Origin of the sequence: Paenibacillus sp. DMB20 (assembly GCF_000987955.1) — a bacterium.
GTDB lineage: Bacteria > Bacillota > Bacilli > Paenibacillales > Paenibacillaceae > Paenibacillus_AQ.
This window is the reverse complement of the sequence record NZ_LAZU01000036.1, coordinates 116,798-138,448: the sequence shown is the minus strand read 5'-3', so window position 1 is coordinate 138,448 and position 21,651 is coordinate 116,798. Positions and strand designations below refer to the sequence as shown.

Sequence of the window (21,651 nt, the reverse complement as noted above, 5' to 3'; positions counted from 1 at the left end):
TGGAGGTCGGATTGTATCTCAGGGAATTCCCTGAAAATTAAACTCAGGGAGTCGTCACCATTGAGGTACTGAATCACCGAAAGTTTACGGGAAAACCTCTCCGTTTTCTGTGATATACCTCACAAAGCCTGGGGGTATCCCCGCAGAAAAAGTTCAGCGCGCTCCCCGATGTTCAAGGACTCCCGAATTTACTATGATAAATTTAACAAAAGCGAAAGCGGGAGGCTAATATCATGGCCATGACAATAGAGCATCAGCAAACCTTTAAAACTTGCGGAAAACATACGGGAAACAATAACGGGAGCGGATCGGACCAAAAGGGAATCGGGCAATATTTAACGAAGGATCAGTTCGAATCCTTGAAAAGCATCATGAATATCAGAAAAATTCCCAAGGGCTCCTGCTTGTTCTGGGAAGGCGATGATGCCGACAAGCTGTATTATATCGTCTCAGGCCAGGTAAAACTCCTAAAGTCAAACGAGGACGGCAAAGATCTGATTCTATCGTTTCTTCAAAAAGGTGACCTGATTGCCCAGTTCAACGGCTTTAGCGGCGCCCAATACGGTTACGGCGCTGAAACGGTGACCAATGCAGAACTCGGCGTTATTTTACGAAAGGACCTGGAAGAACTGCTTGTGAACAGCGGGGATATGGCCTTGAAATTCATGTATTGGCTCGGTCTGAACAATCAAATCATCGAGTCGAAACTTCGCGATCTTTTGTTATACGGCAAAACGGGCGCATTGGCGTCGACATTGATCCGGATGAGCAACAGTTATGGGATCCCGGGCATTGACGGCTCGATTCATATTCAGCTTAAACTGACCAACACGGAGCTTGGCGAAATGATCGGATGTACGCGAGAAAGCGTAAACCGTATGCTGGGGGACTGGAAAAACGACGGCACGCTGGATATCGAGCAGGGCAAACTCATCATCCGCCAGATCGAAAATTTGCGCGAATACTGCAGATGCCCTGATTCGCCCCGTTGCCCGGTTCAAGTCTGCCGCCTCTAAAACCTGAATATATTGCACAAAAAGACACCGTCCGAAGACGGCGTCTTTTTTAAGAGATCAGAAAGTATAAACTTCAGAGGTTTGCCATCCTGATCTCGCAAGAAAAACTTCCTGATCTCGCAAGAAAAACTTCCGCTGAATGCGGTTTGTCTTCCGAGAAAGTACGTCGATAGGCGTTTTTCTTAATCTAGAGACCTTATACGAGGAAGTTTAAGCCTTATCCGAATGAAGGCCATGGGAAACCCTGTCTTCCCTTTTATGCTTTAGCCGTTCCGCAATAACATGAGCGGTCCTCTCGCCGTTCGCGATGCAGTCCGGAATCCCTACTCCATAATACGAGCAGCCGGCCAATATGACGTTGGGATAGCCAACCTCCAATTTATGCTCCAATGACTCTACGATCTCGCGATGCTTAAGATGGTAATTCGGCATATTTTCGTGCCATTTGGTCACTTCGGCCGAAACCGGCTCCGCCGTGATTCCGAGGCTTTTCGCAACGTCCTTCAGAGCCACCGACTTCAGCTCTTCATCCGAAAGCTTTGCCAGCCTTCCATATTCCGGATTGGAGCTCTTGTAGAACAGCCGGAGCAGAAGCTTCCGTGCTTTCGACGTATGCTCCCATTTTCGGCTTGTCCATGTGCAGGCGTCGCATGTCAAATCGCTGTCCCGAACCGAAATGAAACCCGTTCCGTCACTCGGCAACCGGGAATCCGGGACATCAAAGCCAAGATAAATGCTGATCATCGATTTGGTATTGAGCTGGTCAAACTCCGCTTCCAGTTCCTTGTCTTTCAGAAGCTCCTGAGCCTGCCTGCTGCTGTTGCTCAGCACGATGTAATCCGCCTCGATGGTTTGCCCATCTCCCATGGTGACGGTATAACGTTCTCCGTTAGACTCGACGGACACCGCCTTGGTTCCCTTGTAAATGTCCGCATCCGTTTTTAGCAGCTCTTCCAGCCGATCGATCAGAACGGACATGCCGTTTTTGAAAGAGATGAACTTTTTGTTTGCAGCGCCCAAATAAAGCTGTTTATTCTCGGACAAGCCTTGAATGATGCTGCCGTATTTGTTTTTGTAATCCAGCAGGTAAGGAAAGGTGGAAGCGATGGTCAAATCGTTCAATTCGCCGGAATAAACGCCGGAAACCACCGGCGCGATTTGCTTCCGGACCAGTTCTTCCCCGAGAAAAGCCTCCAAAAAACGTCCAAGCGAATCATCATGGGTAAACGTTTCGTTTGGGGTATAAAAATCCTTCAGCGCCTCCACTTTTCCCTCGGCGGACACCAACTCGCCCTCCGCCAGGGATTGAAGACCGGTAGGAATGCCGAACACGGCGCCTTCGGGTATTTTTTCAAGCCTTCTTCCGTATAGATGTATGAAGTGCCCGTGGCGTTGTACACGACCTGATCGTTTAAACCCAGCTCTTCCAGCCATGGAGCCACATTGGTTTTACGGGCTACGATGGAATCGGCCCCCGTCTCCATGGTAAATCCGCCTTCGGTCACGGTCCGGATTTTTCCGCCCAGGGTGCCGCTTGCCTCAATCAGCACCAGTTTCGTATCGAGCCGGTGTGCACGGACTTCCTTTTGCAGGTAATACAAGGTTGATAGACCGGTAATGCCTCCTCCAATGACTACGGTTGTTGTCATCATTCATCCACCTCGATCGGTATGTTTCAACATTGAATTTTGTTTTTCGGCTTTAATCCATAACATTCTTTCCAATTTATAAGTATACCATAGGGGAGTGACCCCAGACTCCGCTCTCTCCCTTCAATTATGTGAACATCCTTCATAATCCGTCGTCATGTTTAACACGGGAATAAAGAAAAGGCTCCGCGAAGCCTTCGCGGAGCCCTTAGATCGTGGGAAGCGGTTATATTCTATTCTAAAGCGATCTCTAGATCGCTGAAGCGTTTAGCCGGAACCATTCGATTCAGGACCGAATCCGTTCCTCATTGGTGTCCATGGGTATCAACAACCTTTCGGTAATGACGATCCGTCAGTTATCCGTCTGATGATGATAGGGTTCCACTTCCCACTTGTTATAAGAAAAACGTCTATCGACGTACTTTCTCGGAAGACAGACCGCATTTAGCGGAAGTTTTTCTTGCGAGATAAGGATGACAATCCTCTGAAGTTTATACTTTCTTATCTCTTAAATTTACCCGTACCGGGCCGATTGAAACAGGATAACGGAGAACCTGATGATTTTTACGTTAAATCGGCGACCAATCCGTAGGGAACGATGTATAAATCATTCCTTGGTCAGTACTTCCAGCAGGCCGGCCGGCAGCTTGAACTGGTGATTGCTGATCTGGATGCTCTTAAGCTCCTCCAGCAACGATTCGTCCTGCTGAGCGTCTTTGATCACCTTGATCTCGCGATGGAGTCGCTCCATTTGGTGGTCCAAAGCATTGGCGGTATCCGCGGCCGCTTTCAATTCATGAAGGAGCCGTTCCGGCACGAACTGATTGTATTTGTAGAAAATTTTATGCTCGAGACTTGCCCAGAAGTCCATGGCAATGGTCCGGATCTGAACTTCCACGCACACTTTTTCCACCCGGTCGGACAGGAAAACCGGAACCTCCACCAGCAGGTGCAGGCTTTGATAGCCGTTTGGCTTCGGATTTTTGATGTAGTCCTTTACGTTCAGGATTCTAAGGTCGCTCTGACTAAGAAGCATGTCGCTAACTCTATAAATATCGGAGATGAAGGAGCAAGTGATACGAAGTCCGGCAATATCCTTGATGTGCTCCTCGATCGATTCCAGCGATATTTCCTTGCCCTTCCGGTACAGCTTCTTCAGGATGCTTTCGGGGGATTTCAGGCGCGATTTCGTATGCTCAATGGGACAATAATCATGAAGCGACTGAAACTCTTCTTTTAAAATCTCGATTTTTGTTTCGATTTCATCCAGCGCGAATTTGTATTTCATCATAAACCGTGTAATTTCGGTACGCATAACCTTCAGCTCTTCCAATTGCTGTGTTTTCATGACAAACGTCCTTTCAGTTACTTAGTAAAACGATAAATTTATGAAGTCAGCCATCAACCCTATCTAAATTGTAATCGGTAGAACTTGCAACTGCAAATGGACCGGTGTCCGCATCATCATCCTTTGCCGGATGCCTGCGCTCGGTAACCCGTTATTTGCGGATACGCGATCCCCAGCAAAATGATCAGCACCCCTGCCCACTGCAGCATCGCTAAATGCTCCTGCAGGATGATGACGGATACGATGACGGCCACGGGCAGTTCCCCCGCTCCAAGGATGGTCGCCAGACCCGTGCTGATCTTCGGTGCGCCCAGAGCGAACAGCAACACGGGCAAGACAACCCCGAAAATGCCCAGGATCAGACCGTAAAACCACAAACCATTCGACGGAGTTACCTCGACAAACACTTTGGGCGTGAACAGGACCGTCAGCAAAAGCAGGCCTCCGCATGACATATAGAAACTGCGTGTCACCGAGGGCATTTGGGTCTCCACTCTCCCGCTGAAAAAGACAAACAATGCCATCATCAGCGCGGCGGCGAGTCCCAACAGCGTCCCCTTCCAATTCAGCTGCAGGTGATCCGCTCCGATCACGCCCCCCGCCAAGACCGTCCCGAGAAGCAGGATGGCGACAGAGACAATGGACCGTTTCGACGGCCTCGTCCGGTGGACAATGGCTTCGATGACTACCCCCATCCAGGTAAACTGGAATAAAAGGACAACGGCAATCGAAGCCGGGATGCTTTGCAGCGAGAGGTAGTAAAACACACCGGTTAAACAGGTGCAGCAGCCTACTCCGGCCAGTCGAAAAAATTGCCGCAGCGTGATTTTGACCCTGCCGAACAGGAGCATCAAGGCAAGCAGTATCAACCAACCCGTCCCGATCTGGCTGATCATGACCTCCTGGAACTCAAAACCTTTGCCGTAGGCAACCTTGACGATGGTCGACAAAATGCCGAAGCTGCAGGCGCCCAAAAAAACATACATCGAATTCTTTAACAACTGAAACATGATTCCTCTTCTCCTCCACAAAAAAACCCCGCTTCCTTTTTGTTTTGGATGCCAGAAAACAAAAAAAAGTGGGGTCAAGATTTAAAATATCAAATTACGTTATATTGTAAGTCAAACTAACGGGAAAGTAAACGGTTTGAAACCCGATTGTACGGCTCGGTCATCGGGACCCTGCCGGTCCCTCGATGCACATTCCCTCAAAAAACGGTATCATGGATTAGGATATTTCATGGCATTCCAATGATCATTTTACACAATGAAGAAAAGAGTGAGCGTTATGCGCGAGTTTTCTTTAAACTTGGTACCGGATTCGAAGCAGCAACCGTTATTCGTGCAGATTTACGGTTATTTTAAAGACGAAATCATGCAGGGGAAGCTGTCGGGCGGTGATTTTTTGCCATCCATTCGTTCATGCGCGGCATCTTTGCATGTAAGCAAAAATACGGTCGAGCTTGCCTACCAGCTATTAGTATCGGAAGGTTATGCAATAAGTCTTCCTAAAAAAGGTTATGAGATCATCGGAAGGACAAGCAGCAGCCCATCCTGCAAAGTTCTGTCAGATGCAAAAAACGCGAACGGCGGGTCTGCCGGCATCGATTTTCGCTACGGGAATATCGAGCTTGCCGCGTTTCCTTTTGCCCGATGGAATAAAGTCCGCAATGCCATTATCGCCGACCATCAAAGCAACTATCCGGTGGACGGCGATTCCCAAGGGGAGTACGTTTTAAGGCGCGAACTATCCCGGTTGCTTTTCGAATCGAGGGGGGTGATCTCGACCCCGGAACAAATCATGATCGGGGCAACTCCCCAGCAGCTTGTATCCATGTTATGTCAGCTTCTGGACGCAGCCTCGTACCGCGTTGGAGTTGAGAACCCCGGTTACGACGGAGCGAGAAATACGTTTTTGAACCTTGGTTTTCAAGTCCATCCGATCCCTTTGACCCCGGATGGGGTATCCATGAACATTCTGGAGGCCAGCGGCGCCAATGTTATGTATGTCAGTCCTTCCCAGCAATTCATGAATAAAATGTCCATGTCTCCCGAAAAAAGAAAACAGCTGGTTTCCTGGGTGGATTCAAATCGGTACATTATCGAGGACGACTACGAATGGGAATATAGATACGATGAAGGATATCTGCCTTCGATTCAAAGCATGCGTCCCGAAAAGGTCATCTACCTCGGCCGGATCTCCAGAACGCTGCTGCCCGTGACCAATATCAGTTATATGGTGCTTCCCAATGAGCTGCTGTCACGGTTTTATCGCAACATACCGGAATACGATCAGCCCGTTCCCAGGATCGACCAATTGACTTTTTCGCGGTATTTGTCCGACGGTTACTGGTACAAGCATTTAAAAAAGCAGAGAAATCAATATGAAATGAAACGAAGTTTTTTTAACGAAGCCGTTGCCCGATATATGGGCGAAGTTGCGGATATTCAAAGCAAGGATTCGGGGCTTCACGCATTTCTGACGCTCAGGACGGAGAAAACCGAATCGGAGTTGATCGAACTGGGCTTGCAGCGAGGCGTTAAAGTATACGGAACCGACAGATATTGGGTGAATCGAAACGGCAAGCACCCGACCGTGCTTCTCGGGTACGGGGCTTTAACCATCGATCAAATCCGCCAAGGCATCATTATGCTTGCAGAAGCTTGGGCTTAGCCGGATGCGGCATTTCGGTTGTCCCGCTCACTTTTTCCATTCTGTCCCTACAGCTTTGAACCGGATCCCTTTATGCTTGATTCAGATCATAATGTAAGGTGGGGAATCAATGAATTTTATTTTTGATTTGGATGGGACGATATGTTTCAAGGGACAGCCGATCTCCGCGAATATTCTGGATCTTCTCCTCGAGTTGGAGCGGGCTGGACACAGGGTCGGCTTCGCTTCGGCAAGACCGTGCCGGGATATGATGCCGGTTCTGGATGAACGGTTCAACAACCATCTTCTCATCGGGGCGAACGGGGCCATGACGTATTACCGTGGAGAGCCTCTTGGCTTTACTCCTTTGCCTGCAGCTCTAGCCGAAGAAATCATTCGAGTCCTGAACGACGCCCAAGCCGAATACCTGATTGATGACAAGTGGAATTACGCCCATAATCTGAAAAGCCATCACCCTTTACTGCTCCATGTGGATCCTCTTCAATCGGCCTCCCGGGTCAGCCTGGAACAGATTGAGTCTTTCATCAAGATCGTGGTGCTGTCATGTCCCGACTTTGAACAGTTATCCGAAACCATGAAAGGCTTGGATGTAACGATCCATCATCACTCAACGGAGGGCATTTTGGACATTACTTACAAAGGCGTAAATAAAATGTCCGCTCTGGAGCAATTCGGCCAGTATAGCGAGAAATTTATTTGTTTCGGCAACGACATGAATGATCTTCCGCTGTTCCAAAAAGCGTTTCATTCGGTCCTGATCGGAAATTACGAGCCTTTGCTGCACATTGCTAAAGAGCAAATCATGCTGGATGATCAAATCGAGAAGAACATCGTTTCAAAGCTTCGGGAGCTTCACTCACTGTATGCCTGAGACATGAATGCCGCGGGCACCGTCTGACAGTTTACCCTTGTTCTTCTTTTACCGGGCATAACATCTGTTCCAAAGAATATCGAAAAACGGACAATTGTCCATCCACGTTCGTTGTTTCCGTTTTTAACTGAAAGGTGTTCAGCATTAAACCGTCAATAAAGGAAATGAAGTAGAGCGATATGTGGTCAGCGGGCAAACGGGGCCGGAACTCTCCCCGCTCTACCCCTTTTTCAATAAATCCTTTGATTGTATCTTTCAAATTGTTGTAGCGCTGTTCTAAGAAAGGTACATGATGCTGACGTACATATTTCGAGGTCAGAAAAAACTCGGCTTTGGCCCGAACCAGCGAATCGTTGATCCCTTCTATGCTTTTCCGCTGAACATCCACCCAACGGGTTAACCGATTCCACAGCGGCGAATCGTCATCCGGTTCGAAAAGGAAAATGTCTTCCTGATCGTCAAACTGCAGCACATCGATGAATACGTGATCAATGTGATCAAAATAAGCATACAGCGCGCCTCTGGAGATTCCGGCCTCATCCATAATGTCCTGCATGGTGGTATCCGTGTATCCTTTTCTGACGAACACTCTTCTGGCCGATTGCAGCAGCTCTCTTCTCTTTGCTTGTTTATAGGCCTCGCTTACTCGGGGTGACATTTGATTTAGCTCCTTTTCGTGCACATTCGTTTCATATAAGACATCCATGTCGCTTTTCTTTTGCAAGTATAAACAACTTCGCGGTTCCGATCAAACCGCGAACGCGAGAAAGGTACGGTTACTCGTGGAGATGAGGTAACCGTACCTTTTTTTGTATTATTAAAGCCTGGCGAAGAGGGTGAAGTTCGATAATACAACAACCGGCAACAAACACCGATTTTTTTAACCTGGTTATTCCCAAGGATGTCGGTAAAAATGACCGGTTCACGACACTAACTCCGACTTTCCAGCGCCTCCCTAAGCTTGTCGTATGTCGGCGCGAGTACCCGAAGCGCAGATGCGGCATCCGCATCGTTACCAGTAACCAACGGATACTGCATCGAACCGATCAGCCTTGCCTGCTCCGCCGCAATCCGCGCGGCCCCGGCGTATCCGGCACGTTCTAGGCAGCGCGCGGCGTCCGCTGCACGGCGCGCCCCGACCCGAACCGCAAAGTGAACGAGAAGACCGCGCAGTTCCTGGCCGCAGCCGGACTCGATGAGCCCCGCCAGAGCCTCGGCGGCTTCGCCGTTACCGAGGCTGCCCGGCGGCATGTCGTGGCTGCCGTCCATCGACAGCCACCGGATCGCTGATGGAATCGACGCTTTGATCACGTCCACTTCGGATACTTCCCTGAGCCGTTTGAAGCCGGTCCGCATCGTGAACGGCCCGCCATAGTTGATCGTCTCGGCCCGCCATGCGGTCATGAAATCGTGCAGCGGCAGGGTTGCATAGGGGTAGCCATGCGGGTCATGCATGAGCACAGAGTCGTGATTCAGAGCCAGTACCACGACATAGTGGTCGGATTCGATCGGCCCGGTCATGCCCGGTTGATGCCGCAAATGCCCCATCTCCACCGGACCGATCCATACGGGACCGTCTTGAAGGGATTCTCTGAGGCGCTCAAGAGCGTCTTCGGCATTGCCGCCTCTGAACATCTCCGAGGTCCAGCCCAGCGCCGCCAACGCACCGTCGAAGCCGGCTTCGGGATTCCAGCCGTACGGGTCGAAGAACGGCATCGCGCCCCCGATCAGCTGCATTCCGAACGGGCTGCCTGTAGCGAACTCAATCACTGCCGTGGAAGGCGCAGCTGCGCCAAACATCATCGCAAAGGAATTGGTGTAGCAGTACGGGCCGGAGCCGATATAGGGATAGCCCTGCGTCATCGTTGAATTAATCATCGTCATAGTAAATCTCCTCCTAAAAGAAACGTAGCTAATGGTTTGACTGTCCATAAACCGAGCATTAGTCGCGCATTTTCACGAGCAACGTCTCGAACGATGTGAAAAGATGATGCAGGATTAATTGAGCGCGTTCATGATGTTTCTCAAAATCTCAACCGCCCTGATTTCCTCAGCTTTAATCCGTTCCAAAAGCCGGATCGCCTCCTTGCCGTCTACTTCGTTCGGTGCCCCGCCTTCCGGATAAGGGAAACGTTCGTGCAAACGGTCATAGTCATTGGAAATCCGGCGGTATGCCGCTTCGGCATCTTTGATCAACCCCGTTATTTTCGCATCCCCGTCATGATCTTCCATCCGCCAAAGGTCGGTCAGCTCCTTGAAAAACAAAGCCGCATAATTTCGGGCATCCCGGTAAACGGCTATATTATAGGCATTCCCGTTCGGCTCGATCGCCCCCTTCTCAAAGGAATCCATCCATGCATCATATGCGGCAATTCCCTTCACACTATCTGCAGGAACATTTTTCTCTTTCCCTTCATAATGCTCTATAGTCATGGCCAACGCTTCTTTCAGTTGCTCCCTTAATGTAGTCTCACGGCCGCTGCCAATGCTGAGCACGAATAAATCCTCGCACACGCCGCGCCCCAGATTTTCATAGGATAGCTTATCCTTTCTTCCGCATTCTTCGGTATGGAAAACGCGCTCATGATCATCGTAACCGTAAATGATGCCGAACTCGGGAAAGAAAAGATCCCAGGCCATCACCGGGATTCCACGGTCCAGGGATTGGTGGATCAGGTCGAGCGCCTCGGGAAGAGCCCGATGGATATCCCGTTTTTCCATGGCTTTCACACCCTTTTGCTCCGGCGGAAGCAGGTTGTTGTTCTGCCCGATGTCCGGTTTCATCCCATCCACGAAACTGGCATGGAAGCCGATATGATGAAATCCTTCAACCAGTATTTCCGAAAAATCGTAAGCCGTCGGACCGGCGATATGAACGTTGTCCGGAATGATGTTTATTCGAAAAGCATGGCCTGACAGGCCCATCACCATCGGCATGGATAGAGGCTTATCCGTATATTGAAGCATTTTATACATCGTTTCGGCCGCTGAAGTCCATGTTCTTGCCGCCATTAAAGATTCCTTATAAGTTAATACCGTGCTAGCCATCGTCCCCAAATCCCTTCTCGATTTGATATAAGAGTCAACCGTGAAACGGATCTTTTGCTGAACCACTTTTTTACGGGACCGGGATAACACCTGATACACGTTCGATGGGGAAAGCTGAAAGAGCTTGGAAATTTCCGCAGGCGACAGCTGATCAAAAAAATGGGCTTCGAAGATACGCCGTTCGCGCGGCTTCAAGCATTGAATGATCCCGGTCAAAACCTCCAGGTTTTCCTTTTGGATCAACCGGCTCTCCGGAACATTAACGACTGCGCTCTCTTCATCCCTGTATTTCCGCAGACGGTAAAGTATTTCGTCAAGACGGCTCAAATCGTCCTGCTCATGTTCCTGGGGCGGCATGAAGGAAGAAAGCGTCGTAAACGTCTGTTCCTTCGCAACCGGAGCGCTTTTCATTTTCGTAAACGCCCGGTTACGAACGATCCGGTGAACCCAGGGCAGGAAGCGGTGCTCATCGACCAATTTCCCGAGATGCAAAAATGCGCGCATCAGCGCCTCCTGCACGATATCCTCTGCCAGATAAGCCTCCTGGGTATAGGCTCTGGCATAACCGTACATCTTGGAACGGTGGCGTCTGACGAGCTCGCCGAATGCCTCCCTCTCCCCTGCTTGCGCCAACTTTACCAGCTCGCCGTCTTCAAGCTCATCCCATGCCGTGATCTGTTTCTCTTCCGTCGTGTTCAAACCAAAACCCCGCTTTCAAAAAGTTGACCTGTAGTATAGACTCGGGACGTTTATCATTTCTGACAGAAATCCGTAAAGTTTTCGAAAAAATTTTGAAATCCTATTCATCATGACATAAAAACGCTGCCGCGGCAGCCGTTTGGGAAAGAAAGACGATACAATTGAACAGCTTTATCAATCCGTGCCGCAGCGGAATCATTGGCGGATTCTCCGGTGGACGGAATCACGATGATCCCTTCTGGCGTGTTGGGCGATTGAATGTCAATCCCGCCACCGTATACCATGTTCCTCTCAAACTTGTTCGGCTTAAAAACGAACTTGGCGAGGGGTTCGGCCGTATCCTGTTTCGTGGTCTGAATCGCAATGCCCCCTGAAGGTTTGTAAATGATGTTGCCGCTAATTTGATTATCTTCCGGCAGCAGCACCATCTGATAGCCAGGCCAATGATTTTTATAAAAGAAGCCTAACGATATGTCGGTACCCCGGTTATTCACGAAAACATTGCCCGAGACCAGGCTGTTTTTCACCCAACCATAATGGCCTACATAACCGTAAGGAGATCCGGCCCGGGGCAGGGGCTGAAAGTCGGGCGTTAAATAATCCAGCTGATGGTTCTCATCAAATACATGCTCGCCGGTTGTCAGCCTTAAAGCTCCGTCGGATACTTCCTGAATAAAGTTGCCTTGAACGGTATGATTGTGTCCGCTGATTCGGATTCCTGTGCTCTCCGGATAATCGCCGCCCAGAATGATATTGTTCTCAATCGTATTCGTATTCCCGCTGCGACCCACGATTCCGCCCCGCGACTCGAAAATCGTGTTGTAACGCACCACATTGCGGTTGGATTTAAGCGAAATGATTTCATCGTCGCCGTCCGCATGCTCAAACAGGTTGTATTCGATCGTAAAGAACGCTCCGTCGTCGCCCAACTCGTCATTGCCGCCATATCCCCAGATTCGGAAAGTTTCCATGCCGTTAGGGTTGGTATGCCGGATATTTTTGAAGTAACAATGGTCCACCTTGTTGTATTTCTCGTTCCCGCTTCCGTTATTGCCGATCACCGGCTGCATATGGTTTTTGCCTTCAAAGCGGCTGTTGTCCAACCGGTTATTCGCGCCTTTGAAGAAAACCCAGTAATATTTAACCGACGTATCCCCGGGGTTAAAATCGACCACAGCGGTATTCGTGATTCTGCCGTAATCGCTGTTAAACGTAATGACGGCCTCTTTCCCCGCCGGAGCCCTCCCGTTCGTAAACAGCAGACCGTCCACGATCAGATGCGGCCGGTTCAGGGACAGACCGGATTCCCCGCTTAGAATCACTTTTCCGGGCGTTTCCGCAGCCAGCCTCACGGGACGCTCGGCTGTCGCGTGAGCGGAAAAATCAATATACGTATGATTCCAGATTCCATCCGCCATGATGATGGTGTCCCCGGGCAGCGCTTTTTGAATGGCATCGTTCAGTTCGGATTGGTTAGTTACCCGCATGTTTCCCCTCCCTGAGGGATTTGGCCGTAAATTTCGAACTCATAAACCGATACCCCGCTGCTCGCCGCATCCACGACCAACTTCACGTATCTGGCCTGGATCGGGCTTTCCGGATTGAGCGTCGTGTCCGTATCGGTCGGGCCGGGTGCTTTGGACCCGGATGTTGCGGTCTTCCAGGTCACGGCATCCAGTGAATATTGAATGGAGTAGGAGGTCATCCGGCTCTGATACTCGCGAACGATGAATTGATCCGCCACATGCTCTCGTCCGAGGTCCACCTGCAGCCAATAGGAACCTCCGGAGGTGTCGGCAGCCCATCTGGTAGACGACTGACCGTCCACGGCTTTAGCGGCGCCGTATTTGGGATTGTTTTGATAGACATTGCTGGCCGCAGCCGTCTTGCCCACCGCTAAATTAGTTCGTTCGGCAGCAAGCACCGCATTGTGGCCAATCGTCCATCTATCACCCGCACCCCAAACCATTATCCATGCCAGCACCATAATAGCCGTTTTGATTGGTGCACTCTTGCCGATTCTCATCCTTTCCTCTCCTTACGAACCCTGCGCTTGTCACCCTTTTATCGGTATCACCATGTTCCACGTATGCGTGGCATCGGCGAACCCCTGCTTCCCGTCTGAAACCGCCGCAAACAGATGCGTCGGCACTCCGTCCCGGAATAACAAACATGGTCGTTCCAAACTCCCCATGGTGCGAATGCTCCCGTCATCCCAGGCCACAGTCCTGGAATAAGCCTTTGGGTCCGGGCACAGTTCCCAATGGATACCGTCCGAAGAACGGGCATGAACGCCGCCATGCCGCTCCCCGGTTAAATCCCCGTCCATATCTTTGGCCATCAGCTCGTAACCGTCCCCCGCTTTCCATATAAACGGGTCCTCGATATGGAATTTTCCCGGCGGGAATAAGGGTTCCTGGCTGATCACCCGGTACGGTCCGCTCCAATGGTCGGCGCAAGCCGCTCCTATCGTCATTTCACCATGTACATTGCCCTCATATTGACGGGCCTTGTAAATTAACAGGACCGATCCGTCGTCATGTACGCACGGTGCAGGGTTCGAGGTCAGAAAGCTGTCGAAACGTCCGGGGCGCGTCGGCAGAATCGGCCTGTCGTCACGGGTCCATGGTCCGTATATGCTTGTGGACGTGGCCAACCCGACCCGTTTATTCGAGCGGGAAACGATGCATCGCGGATCTTTAAGCCCATAGCCGTCGCCCGGCACAGGATCCGGCAGCGGGTGCGTTGAACCCGTGTAATATAAAAGATACGTGTTTCCGGACCTCGTGATATGAGGGTTATGGGTCATGCGTCCATCCCAATATTCCGCTCCTCGGGCCGGCAGCACAACTTCCTGAAATTCATATGGTCCTTCCGGCGTTTCCGATACCGCCCGTACGATTTCCGAAGATGACAGCCACCCCGGATGCATGGGCAACCACTTCGGCCAACGTGAGGCAAACATGTGATAACTCCCTTCTTCTCCCCGGATCACCGAGCCGCACCAGACCCAGTAATCCTCCATGCGAAAGCCGCCATTCACCGGCGCAGATAAAAATTCCCCAATCATTACTTTATCCACTCCGATTATTTTTTCGTCAACGCGCCCGGCCCGACATCGCCTGCGGTCAGGGGACGATTTCGATTGGCGTTCCATGGCGCATATTCATCCGCACCAACGTCCGGGATATTTCTCAGTTCGCCGTCCATGTCGTCCGAAGCTGTATAAGGTGAAACCGCTGCGTCAATGGCCGGACTGTTGGCCGACAACCGGAAGAGGCCGTCGTCTTTACAGCGAACCAGCTTCAGCGGCTGCTTCGTCACCGAATCGTTCACGACCGGATTGTTGGAAATCTGAGCTGTACCTTCAACCAGGTTGCCTGCATATACCGGACGCTCATTGGACGGTGCTTGAATAACAGCATTCGTCTCGTTGAACACGGTTCCGGCATTGCTGGAGATCAGGTTGTTGTAGATTTTGGTTCCAACGGGCTGATAGGTTCTACCTCCGAGATTGAAGGTCGTTGTGTTATTGCCTACATCTACAATGGTGTTGTTATAAATTTGAACGTTGTACTGTCTCCAATGACCGCGCAATACCTCCGTTCTCTGATCGGCGGGCAGGTCGTTCAATCGGGCCGACTGTTCATTGCTACCTCCCCAGCGGACGATGGGGTTCTCGCTTCCATCCGGGCCCCCGTCATGCGAGCCACCGTCGAGCCGGATGATTTTATCCGTAAGCCCTTCCATATAGTTGTTGTAAATTTTGTGGTCGTTCCCATAAATCCGGAAGCCGCTGCGCCCCGAGGATTTTCCGTCGCCTATAATGTAGTTTCCGTAAAAGCTGTTACGGTTGCCGTGCCGGGATACAATTCCCCCATAAGAATTGAGGATCGTGTTATAGCGGATGATATTATCGCTGCTCTTTACCGAAATGACTTCGTCCTCTCCGTTAAACCCGTCAAACAAATTGTATTGAACGGTTATATTGCCGGATGAAAGAGAGGTGCTGGAAAGTCCTACACGTATCGCTTCCAAACCGTTCGTCACCCGCGGTCCGATGCCGTGGAAGTAGTTGTATTCGATCATGTCATGCCGGGAAATATATTTTCCACTGTGTCCTTCGCCGTCATTGATTACCACCGCGCCGAAGCCTTTTTTGGGACCGATGTCGTTATACGCAATCCGGTTATGGCTGCCGGTGCCTTCCACGCGAATATAATGCCGATGCGTCCCGTTGTCGGTAACCAGCTTCGGATCTTCAAACGGCGTCGGTCCATTATAAATCTTCCCGTTCGGGTCATAGCTGCTGCCTCCGTATCGGCAGCTGTTCTTTACGTCCAGCAGGCACCACACCTGACCTGAACCGGCCTTGAACGCGTATGGCTGCCCCGTCTCATTCAGGGCAAATGTATTGCCGATGATCGAAACCCGGCTGGAGCTCTGCAATTGAACACCGGGATGAACACCCGTTCGTGCACGGTGGCCTAATCCCCGCTTGATCAGGCTCTCCGTTCCTTTCGCATCGCCGATGCCGTTCCGGAATGCCAGACCGCTTACCTCAATGTAGCTTGAGTTCTCGATATGCATGTAGCTGTTGCCGGTGATGACGGCTTGGCCTGGATTTACCGCCGTAATGCGGATCGGAGAGTTTGCCGTACCCTGCTTATCCTTAACGACAAACGGCCCGTTCTGTTCGTAATTCCCGCTCTTCAGTTCAATGACGGTGCCGGGGGTCACCTGATCTAGCGCCTTTTGAAGCTGTTCCGCCGTGCTTACGGGAACCACTTTCAGGTCGGGATCCGGGACCTTGCCCCCATACAGCTCCACTTCCATGATGGAGTTCCAATTGCCGGAACTTCCGCCGGCATTGTTCCCGTATCCGACAAGCCGTAAATATCTGGACTTCATCGGTTGATCAAGCACGTAGGTCTGCAGGATGCTGTCATCAGGCTTCAGCTGGCGGCTGAACTGTTTCTTCAGAACGACCGTGGGGGAACGGAAATCGGCCGAATTCGACGCCAGAATTTCAAAGCTGGACAGCCTTTCTCTTGCATTCAGGAACGCGATATTGACTGAGGTGACGGTCTGCTCTTTCCCCAAATCAAACTGCAGCCACTGGCCTTGGCCCGAAGCCGACCAACGGCTCAGCTGAGCCTCGGAATCTTCTCCCCAGATCCCGTCCAACACATTGGCCGGGACAAAATTCGTGTTCGGCTGGTAGGTGCTTGCCGTTACCGTGCTTTCGATCCGATCCATGCCGCTCCCTCCAGTCCCGTTTGCATCTCCCATGGCCTCCGAGGACGGTATTGCTACCGAGCCCAGCAGAACCATCAACATCAAACTTAGATAAAAGAGTTTTATCGAACGCTGCCTTAATCCTTTGTTCTTGAACGTGTTCACATTCCCCACCTCTTTTTCGAATATTTATGGTTCACAAATGAATCAAAATACCCGGGTTCTCCAGCCCCGAAGCTTAGCCAGCGCCTCCACGTAATAATAATCGCCATAGATCAGGGACACGCCGACGTTCGTATTTTCCGGTTTATGGCCGGTTCCGCCATGCAGAATCCCGTCGTGCTCCGGCTCGTTGAAAGCCGCGTACTCCGTAGACAGGGCGAAAATAATGCGTTCGGCCGCTTTTTTGTATCCTGCTCCGATTTCCGGCGAGGTCAATGCGGCGAGCTCCAGCAAGCCCGAGGCGGCAATCGCCGCGGCAGAAGTGTCCCGGGGTTCCCCGTCCGGGTTCGGTACGCGGAAATCCCAAGGCGGAACCATACTTTCCGGCAGCGACGCGATAAAATGATTGGCTACGCGTTGGGCGGCAAATAAGTACTTTTCTTGGCCCGTGAACCGGTATGCGTTGGCCATCCCGTATAACGCCCATGCATTTCCCCGCGACCAGCAGGAATCCGGGCCATATCCCTGCCACCCGTTATATCCCTGCAGCTCCCCGCTGGCCGGATCGAATACGGCGACATGGCAGGTCGAGCCGTCGGCTCGGATCATATGCCGCAAAGCCATGTCCGCATGCGCATTCGCAATATGCGAGAACCTGGGGTCCCCTCCCTCGTCCGATGCCCAATGGAGCAAGGACAGGTTCATGAGGCAGTCAATGATGGCCCAGCCCGGCAAGTCCTTATTCCAGGCCCTTATAAATTGTCCTGCTAGATTAAAACGTCCTGCAAGGAAGCCCGCGGCCGCCAGTCCGCGCCTTCTTCCGTCTTGGTCTCCGGTCAGCTTGTATTTCAGCACGGCCGTCGGCAAAAATTGAAACCCGACGTCGTGATGAAACCGGTTCTCCTCCAGGGTCAAGCGCTCCATGCGAATGTCCCAATCCCATGCCGCATCCCGGTATTTCATATCTCCCGTCATTTCATGATAAATCCATAACATGCCCGGCCAAAATCCGGATATCCAGTTATCCAGGGTAATCCCGTCATACTCGCCGGCTTTGGTGGCATGAGGCGCCAGCTCCAATCCCTTGGACAGCATCCGGTCCACTTTCGATTGGGCTTGACTCCACCAGACCTCCAGCTTGGGCTCGGGCTTGGTCACTAGTTTGTCGTTCATAGCTTCCTCCTTATAGGTGTCCGAAATTTGGGCCAACAGCCGTTACCCCTTGATCGCTCCAATTAATGCGCCTTTCACGAAATATTTTTGCAGAAACGGATATACAAGCAGTATCGGCACCGTGGCCACGATAATGGTTGCATGCTTCAGCGTCTCCCCGATGACGGCGACTTCCCCCCCGCTTGCGCCGGATGCCATCGAACTCGCTTCGTTCAGCAGAAGGAGTTCTCTCAAAACCAGCTGAAGCGGATACAAGGAGCGGTCCTGCAAGTAAATCATCGCCTGAAACCAGGCATTCCAATGGCTGACGCCGTAATAAAGCAGCATCACCGCAATGACGGGCATGCATAGCGGCATCATGATGCGGAACAGGATCACGAATTCATTGGCGCCGTCAATCTTGGCCGATTCCTCCAGACTGTCCGGAACCGCCTCAAACGCCGTTCTCATGATGATTAGATTAAAAGCCGATATCGCCTGCGGAATAATGAGCGACCATAAGGTATTCGTAAGTTCAAGACCCTTTACGGTGAAATAAAGGGGGATCAATCCTCCGCTGAAGAACATGGTGAAAACGATAAACAACATAAGCTGCTTGCGGTAACGAAGGCTTTTGCGGGACAGCGCATACGCTCCGAACGCGGTAAGCGTGATATTGATCGCCAATCCGACCGTAACGATGATAAACGTGTTCATATACCCTTGAATGATCATCGGATTGTCAAATACGAGCCTGTAAGCATTCAAGCTGAAATCCAGCGGCTTCCAGAGGACTCCGGAGTGCTGCATGTAAAGCGTCGGATCGCTGAGCGAAGCAAACAGCACATACATTAATGGATACATCGTGCAGATGGTTATCAGGGTCAGCAGCGTGTAGTTAAAAGCGTCAAACAGCTTCTCGCCGAACGACTTTCTCCCGGCTCTCCATTCCATGGTTTAACCTCCTACCATAAGCTGGTTTTGTTCATTCTGCGGCTTAGCCAGTTGGATCCGATAACCAGCGTGAAATTGATCGCAGAGTTGAACAATCCCACCGCCGAGCTGAAGCTGTAATTGAATTCCTGCAGCCCGACGCGGTACACGTAGGAGCTGATCACGTCCGCGGTGTCATAAGTCGACGGATTATACAGAAGGATTATTTTTTCGCTGCCGACATTCATCAGCCTGCCGATCTCCAGAATGAACAGAATCGTAATCGTCGGCATGATCCCCGGCAAAGTCACGCTGAGCATCTGCCTCCAGCGGTTGGCTCCGTCTATTTTTGCGGCTTCATACTGCTCCTGATCGATGCCGGCCAAGGCGGCCAGGTAGATGATCGTCCCCCAGCCGATATTTTGCCAGATGCTGGAAGATACGAATATCGTACGGAAATACTCGGGCTCAAGCAGCAGGGATGCCCGTTCCCGACCGAAAAAAGCCAGGATATCGTTAATCAAACCGTCGCTCATCGTAAATTCCTTGATAATCCCGCAAACGACGACCAGAGAAATAAAATGCGGCATGTACGTGATCGTCTGAACGGTGCGTTTAAACACCGTCTTCCGCACTTCGTTTAACAGCAGGGCCAGAATGATGGGTGCCGGAAAGCCGAACAGCAGCTCGTAAAAGCTGATCAGCAGCGTATTTTTGACGACGCGCCAGAAATGGATGCCGTTAAAGAACGACTCGAAATGCTCCAATCCTGCCCATGGGCTCCCCGTAATGCCAAGTCGCGGGGTGAAATCTTTAAAAGCAATGGACGCGCCGTACATCGGAAAATAATGAAAGACGGTGAAGTACAAAAGTACCGGGATTAACATGACATACAACAAGCGATTTTTGCTGATGTCCTTAAGCAGGCCCCATCTGAGGCGGGTTCCCGATTTTGAAGCGGTTTCCCGAGCTGCTGCAGGCGCCGGAGGCGGAAGCTCAGCCATGCTGTTCTCACTCCTTACTTTACGTCTCAATCTTGATCGTCAAAGGGGAGAGTGGTTCTTCATCACAGCCCCCCTTTGCTTTTCGTTGAATTTATCTCTTGTTATAGCGTTCCATGGCGTTTTGATAAATTTCCACGGCCCGCTCGATGCCAAGCTTTTTGATCTGCTCCACGTAATGGTCATAACTCTCCATCGGCTCTTTGCCGACGATAAACTTAACGAACATTTCCTCTTTGTAGCTGTTCACTTCCGTCATGATCTTGCCAAGCTCCTTGCTCTCTTCCTCGGTCGGGGTAATGAAAGCCGGCAGGATATGCTTCTTGGCATCCGTCTCGCGCCATATTTTCACGGCCTCATCCTGCTCGGGGTACGTGTTCCAGTTCCGCCGCTCATCCGCTTCATAAGGTCCATTCGGCTTCGAATATTGGGAAACCATCTGCTGCAGGCTGTATTTCTCGTTCTTTTTGATCAAATCGGTATATGCCGGCTTCCCGTTTTCCATGGCGTAGCTCTCTCCTTCAATGCCGAAGTTGAAGAGCATCGCGCCCTCGTCGCTGTATGCGTAATCAAGCCACCGCGCTACCAATTCCGGGTTTTTGGCGGCTGTCGTTATCGCTTTGCTCGGGCCGGGATTGTATTTGAAATCGAGCTGTCCCGTAAAAGGGACTTCGCCTTTTTTGAGGGTCGGATAAGGTGTGGCCGCAAGCTTGAACTTCGGATCCTGTTCCTTCATGGCATCCATCCATTTTCCCAAGCCGCCGCTGAGCAGATTCACCGTGGCTCCGGTCTGTCCGGTCAAAATCTTGTTATCCAGCGCTTTCGTATCGGTCAGCGCAAAATCCTTATCGAATAAACCTTCGGCAAACCATTTGCGGAACAAAGACAGAAAATCCTTATACTGCGGATCGATCGGACCGTATTTCACTTTCCCGCTGTCATCGACATAGAACGTATTCGATGTGCGGTAGGCTCCGATAAACGCGTCCCGAATTTCGAAATTCCCGCCGGTGTAAGTAACGCTAAGCGGAGCTTTTGCCCCCTTTTTGTCGCGGAATTCGATCAACGTCTTCTCCCATTCCTCGATGGTAGTCGGGACCGGCAGATTGAGCTCGTCGAGCCAGTCCTTGCGGATCATCGGTCCGCGGAACACAAGACCGGACGGGTTGCGGATCATGGGAAACACGTAGTATTTTCCGCTGTCGGTCTTAACCATCTTGTCGAGCTCAGGATCGGCTTCGAGCTTTTTCTTCAGGTTTGGCGCATATTGATCGATCAGATCATTCAGCTCCAAAATCACGCCGTCTTTTATGGCTTTCTCCGGCCCGCCCGGATAAGAGCCTGCGCTTCTCCCGGTCCAATCGTACTCGATGACGTCCGGAAGCTCATCCGAGGCAATCATGAGATTGAACTGCTCGGCTGTCTGTTGTTCATTCGGGTGAACGTATTCCACCTTAACCCCCGTTTTCTCGGCAAGCGCTTTGCCGAAAGGCGTATCCGCGAGGTTCGAATAAAAAGTTACCGCGTTCATGTTCAGGACTTCCCATGATTTGATCGATTCGTTCGTGTTCAACGGATACGTCGAACCGATCTCCGTGCTTTTTCCTCCCTCCGCCTTTTTGCCGTCCGGCGTCTCCACGGTACCGCCTTGAGAACATCCCGCCATGAAGAGACTCATGAGCATCACGGCGGCCAGCCCCGTTTTCAAATGTCTGGTCAAATGAACTTTGGTCTGTATACGTCGTATCATAATCATCCTCCGATCCGATAAGTAAGCGGACACCTCAAATTCGATGTATCCGCTGTCATTGTTCAGCAAAAACGCCCTCGGTGGATATAGTCAAAATGTAAAAACGCAAGC

Annotated in this window: 16 protein-coding genes and 1 pseudogene; 3 read left to right on the top strand and 14 right to left on the bottom strand. The window is 51.1% G+C overall.

Features of this window, described 5'->3' with window-relative positions; translation table 11 throughout:
* Nucleotides 1-233: 233 nt before the first annotated feature.
* On the top strand, nucleotides 234-1,016 hold the full coding sequence (locus XI25_RS19670; RefSeq protein ID WP_235439998.1) for a Crp/Fnr family transcriptional regulator: 783 nt from the start codon (nucleotides 234-236) through the stop codon (nucleotides 1,014-1,016).
* Between the two features lie 210 nt (nucleotides 1,017-1,226).
* On the opposite strand, the pseudogene hemG reads toward XI25_RS19670, so the two are convergent.
* The 3 genes and pseudogenes from hemG to XI25_RS19655 form a co-directional block, all read right to left on the bottom strand.
* Nucleotides 1,227-2,624, bottom strand: a pseudogene (gene hemG, locus XI25_RS19665) (protoporphyrinogen oxidase); the annotation flags it as partial.
* 648 nt (nucleotides 2,625-3,272) lie between these two features.
* Nucleotides 3,273-4,013: a GTP pyrophosphokinase gene (locus XI25_RS19660; protein WP_046679856.1), complete on the bottom strand. Its 741-nt coding sequence runs from the start codon at nucleotides 4,011-4,013 to the stop codon at nucleotides 3,273-3,275.
* Nucleotides 4,014-4,129: 116 nt separating this feature from the next.
* On the bottom strand, nucleotides 4,130-5,023 hold the full coding sequence (locus XI25_RS19655; protein ID WP_052759681.1) for an EamA family transporter: 894 nt from the start codon (nucleotides 5,021-5,023) through the stop codon (nucleotides 4,130-4,132).
* 277 nt (nucleotides 5,024-5,300) lie between these two features.
* Here XI25_RS19655 and pdxR point away from each other — a divergent pair, with 277 nt between their 5' ends.
* Nucleotides 5,301-6,686 carry a MocR-like pyridoxine biosynthesis transcription factor PdxR gene (gene pdxR, locus XI25_RS19650; RefSeq protein ID WP_046679855.1) on the top strand — a complete coding sequence of 462 codons (1,386 nt, stop codon included), beginning with the start codon at nucleotides 5,301-5,303 and terminating at the stop codon, nucleotides 6,684-6,686.
* 109 nt (nucleotides 6,687-6,795) lie between these two features.
* On the top strand, nucleotides 6,796-7,557 hold the full coding sequence (locus XI25_RS19645) for an HAD family hydrolase (RefSeq protein ID WP_046679854.1): 762 nt from the start codon (nucleotides 6,796-6,798) through the stop codon (nucleotides 7,555-7,557).
* A gap of 31 nt (nucleotides 7,558-7,588) precedes the next feature.
* On the opposite strand, the gene XI25_RS19640 is transcribed toward XI25_RS19645, so the two are convergent.
* The 11 genes from XI25_RS19640 to XI25_RS19590 form a co-directional block, all read right to left on the bottom strand.
* Nucleotides 7,589-8,215, bottom strand: a complete 627-nt coding sequence (locus tag XI25_RS19640; RefSeq protein WP_046679853.1) for a TetR family transcriptional regulator — start codon at nucleotides 8,213-8,215, stop codon at nucleotides 7,589-7,591.
* A 272-nt stretch (nucleotides 8,216-8,487) separates the two neighbouring features.
* Nucleotides 8,488-9,441: a hypothetical protein gene (locus XI25_RS19635; protein ID WP_235439997.1), complete on the bottom strand. Its 954-nt coding sequence runs from the start codon at nucleotides 9,439-9,441 to the stop codon at nucleotides 8,488-8,490.
* A 114-nt stretch (nucleotides 9,442-9,555) separates the two neighbouring features.
* Nucleotides 9,556-11,304, bottom strand: coding sequence for an RNA polymerase sigma factor (locus XI25_RS19630; RefSeq protein ID WP_046679852.1), 1,749 nt, complete (start codon nucleotides 11,302-11,304; stop codon nucleotides 9,556-9,558).
* Nucleotides 11,305-11,411: 107 nt separating this feature from the next.
* The gene (locus XI25_RS19625) at nucleotides 11,412-12,791 is read right to left on the bottom strand and encodes a polysaccharide lyase 6 family protein (protein WP_046679851.1); all 1,380 of its coding nucleotides are present in this window, start codon (nucleotides 12,789-12,791) and stop codon (nucleotides 11,412-11,414) included.
* Nucleotides 12,782-13,330, bottom strand: coding sequence for a discoidin domain-containing protein (locus XI25_RS19620; RefSeq protein ID WP_046679850.1), 549 nt, complete (start codon nucleotides 13,328-13,330; stop codon nucleotides 12,782-12,784). The genes XI25_RS19625 and XI25_RS19620 overlap by 10 nt, the downstream gene beginning before the upstream one ends.
* Nucleotides 13,331-13,360: 30 nt before the next feature.
* On the bottom strand, nucleotides 13,361-14,374 hold the full coding sequence (locus XI25_RS19615) for a glycoside hydrolase family protein (protein ID WP_046679849.1): 1,014 nt from the start codon (nucleotides 14,372-14,374) through the stop codon (nucleotides 13,361-13,363).
* Nucleotides 14,375-14,391: 17 nt separating this feature from the next.
* Entirely contained in the window at nucleotides 14,392-16,707 is a 2,316-nt protein-coding gene (locus XI25_RS19610; RefSeq protein WP_046679848.1) for a chondroitinase-B domain-containing protein, read from the bottom strand.
* A gap of 42 nt (nucleotides 16,708-16,749) precedes the next feature.
* The gene (locus XI25_RS19605) at nucleotides 16,750-17,877 is read right to left on the bottom strand and encodes a glycoside hydrolase family 88 protein (protein ID WP_052759691.1); all 1,128 of its coding nucleotides are present in this window, start codon (nucleotides 17,875-17,877) and stop codon (nucleotides 16,750-16,752) included.
* A 42-nt stretch (nucleotides 17,878-17,919) separates the two neighbouring features.
* Nucleotides 17,920-18,810 (bottom strand): carbohydrate ABC transporter permease, encoded by an 891-nt coding sequence (locus XI25_RS19600; protein WP_046679847.1) that lies wholly within the window; start codon nucleotides 18,808-18,810, stop codon nucleotides 17,920-17,922.
* A gap of 11 nt (nucleotides 18,811-18,821) precedes the next feature.
* Nucleotides 18,822-19,793, bottom strand: coding sequence for an ABC transporter permease (locus XI25_RS19595; protein ID WP_046679846.1), 972 nt, complete (start codon nucleotides 19,791-19,793; stop codon nucleotides 18,822-18,824).
* Nucleotides 19,794-19,884: 91 nt separating this feature from the next.
* Nucleotides 19,885-21,540, bottom strand: a complete 1,656-nt coding sequence (locus tag XI25_RS19590) for an extracellular solute-binding protein (protein ID WP_046679990.1) — start codon at nucleotides 21,538-21,540, stop codon at nucleotides 19,885-19,887.
* Nucleotides 21,541-21,651: the final 111 nt, after the last annotated feature.

Bases quoted from the DNA above. Each gene is read 5' to 3' on its own strand.
- XI25_RS19600 (WP_046679847.1), bottom strand. From the start codon at position 18,810: ATGGAATGGAGAGCCGGGAGAAAGTCGTTCGGCGAGAAGCTGTTTGAC.
- pdxR (WP_046679855.1), top strand. From the start codon at position 5,301: ATGCGCGAGTTTTCTTTAAACTTGGTACCGGATTCGAAGCAGCAACCG.
- XI25_RS19635 (WP_235439997.1), bottom strand. From the start codon at position 9,441: ATGACGATGATTAATTCAACGATGACGCAGGGCTATCCCTATATCGGC.
- XI25_RS19620 (WP_046679850.1), bottom strand. From the start codon at position 13,330: ATGAGAATCGGCAAGAGTGCACCAATCAAAACGGCTATTATGGTGCTG.
- XI25_RS19590 (WP_046679990.1), bottom strand. From the start codon at position 21,540: ATGATACGACGTATACAGACCAAAGTTCATTTGACCAGACATTTGAAA.
- XI25_RS19645 (WP_046679854.1), top strand. From the start codon at position 6,796: ATGAATTTTATTTTTGATTTGGATGGGACGATATGTTTCAAGGGACAG.
- XI25_RS19605 (WP_052759691.1), bottom strand. From the start codon at position 17,877: ATGAACGACAAACTAGTGACCAAGCCCGAGCCCAAGCTGGAGGTCTGG.
- XI25_RS19615 (WP_046679849.1), bottom strand. From the start codon at position 14,374: ATGATTGGGGAATTTTTATCTGCGCCGGTGAATGGCGGCTTTCGCATG.
- XI25_RS19625 (WP_046679851.1), bottom strand. From the start codon at position 12,791: ATGCGGGTAACTAACCAATCCGAACTGAACGATGCCATTCAAAAAGCG.
- XI25_RS19670 (WP_235439998.1), top strand. From the start codon at position 234: ATGGCCATGACAATAGAGCATCAGCAAACCTTTAAAACTTGCGGAAAA.
- XI25_RS19640 (WP_046679853.1), bottom strand. From the start codon at position 8,215: ATGTCACCCCGAGTAAGCGAGGCCTATAAACAAGCAAAGAGAAGAGAG.
- XI25_RS19655 (WP_052759681.1), bottom strand. From the start codon at position 5,023: ATGTTTCAGTTGTTAAAGAATTCGATGTATGTTTTTTTGGGCGCCTGC.
- XI25_RS19660 (WP_046679856.1), bottom strand. From the start codon at position 4,013: ATGAAAACACAGCAATTGGAAGAGCTGAAGGTTATGCGTACCGAAATT.
- XI25_RS19595 (WP_046679846.1), bottom strand. From the start codon at position 19,793: ATGGCTGAGCTTCCGCCTCCGGCGCCTGCAGCAGCTCGGGAAACCGCT.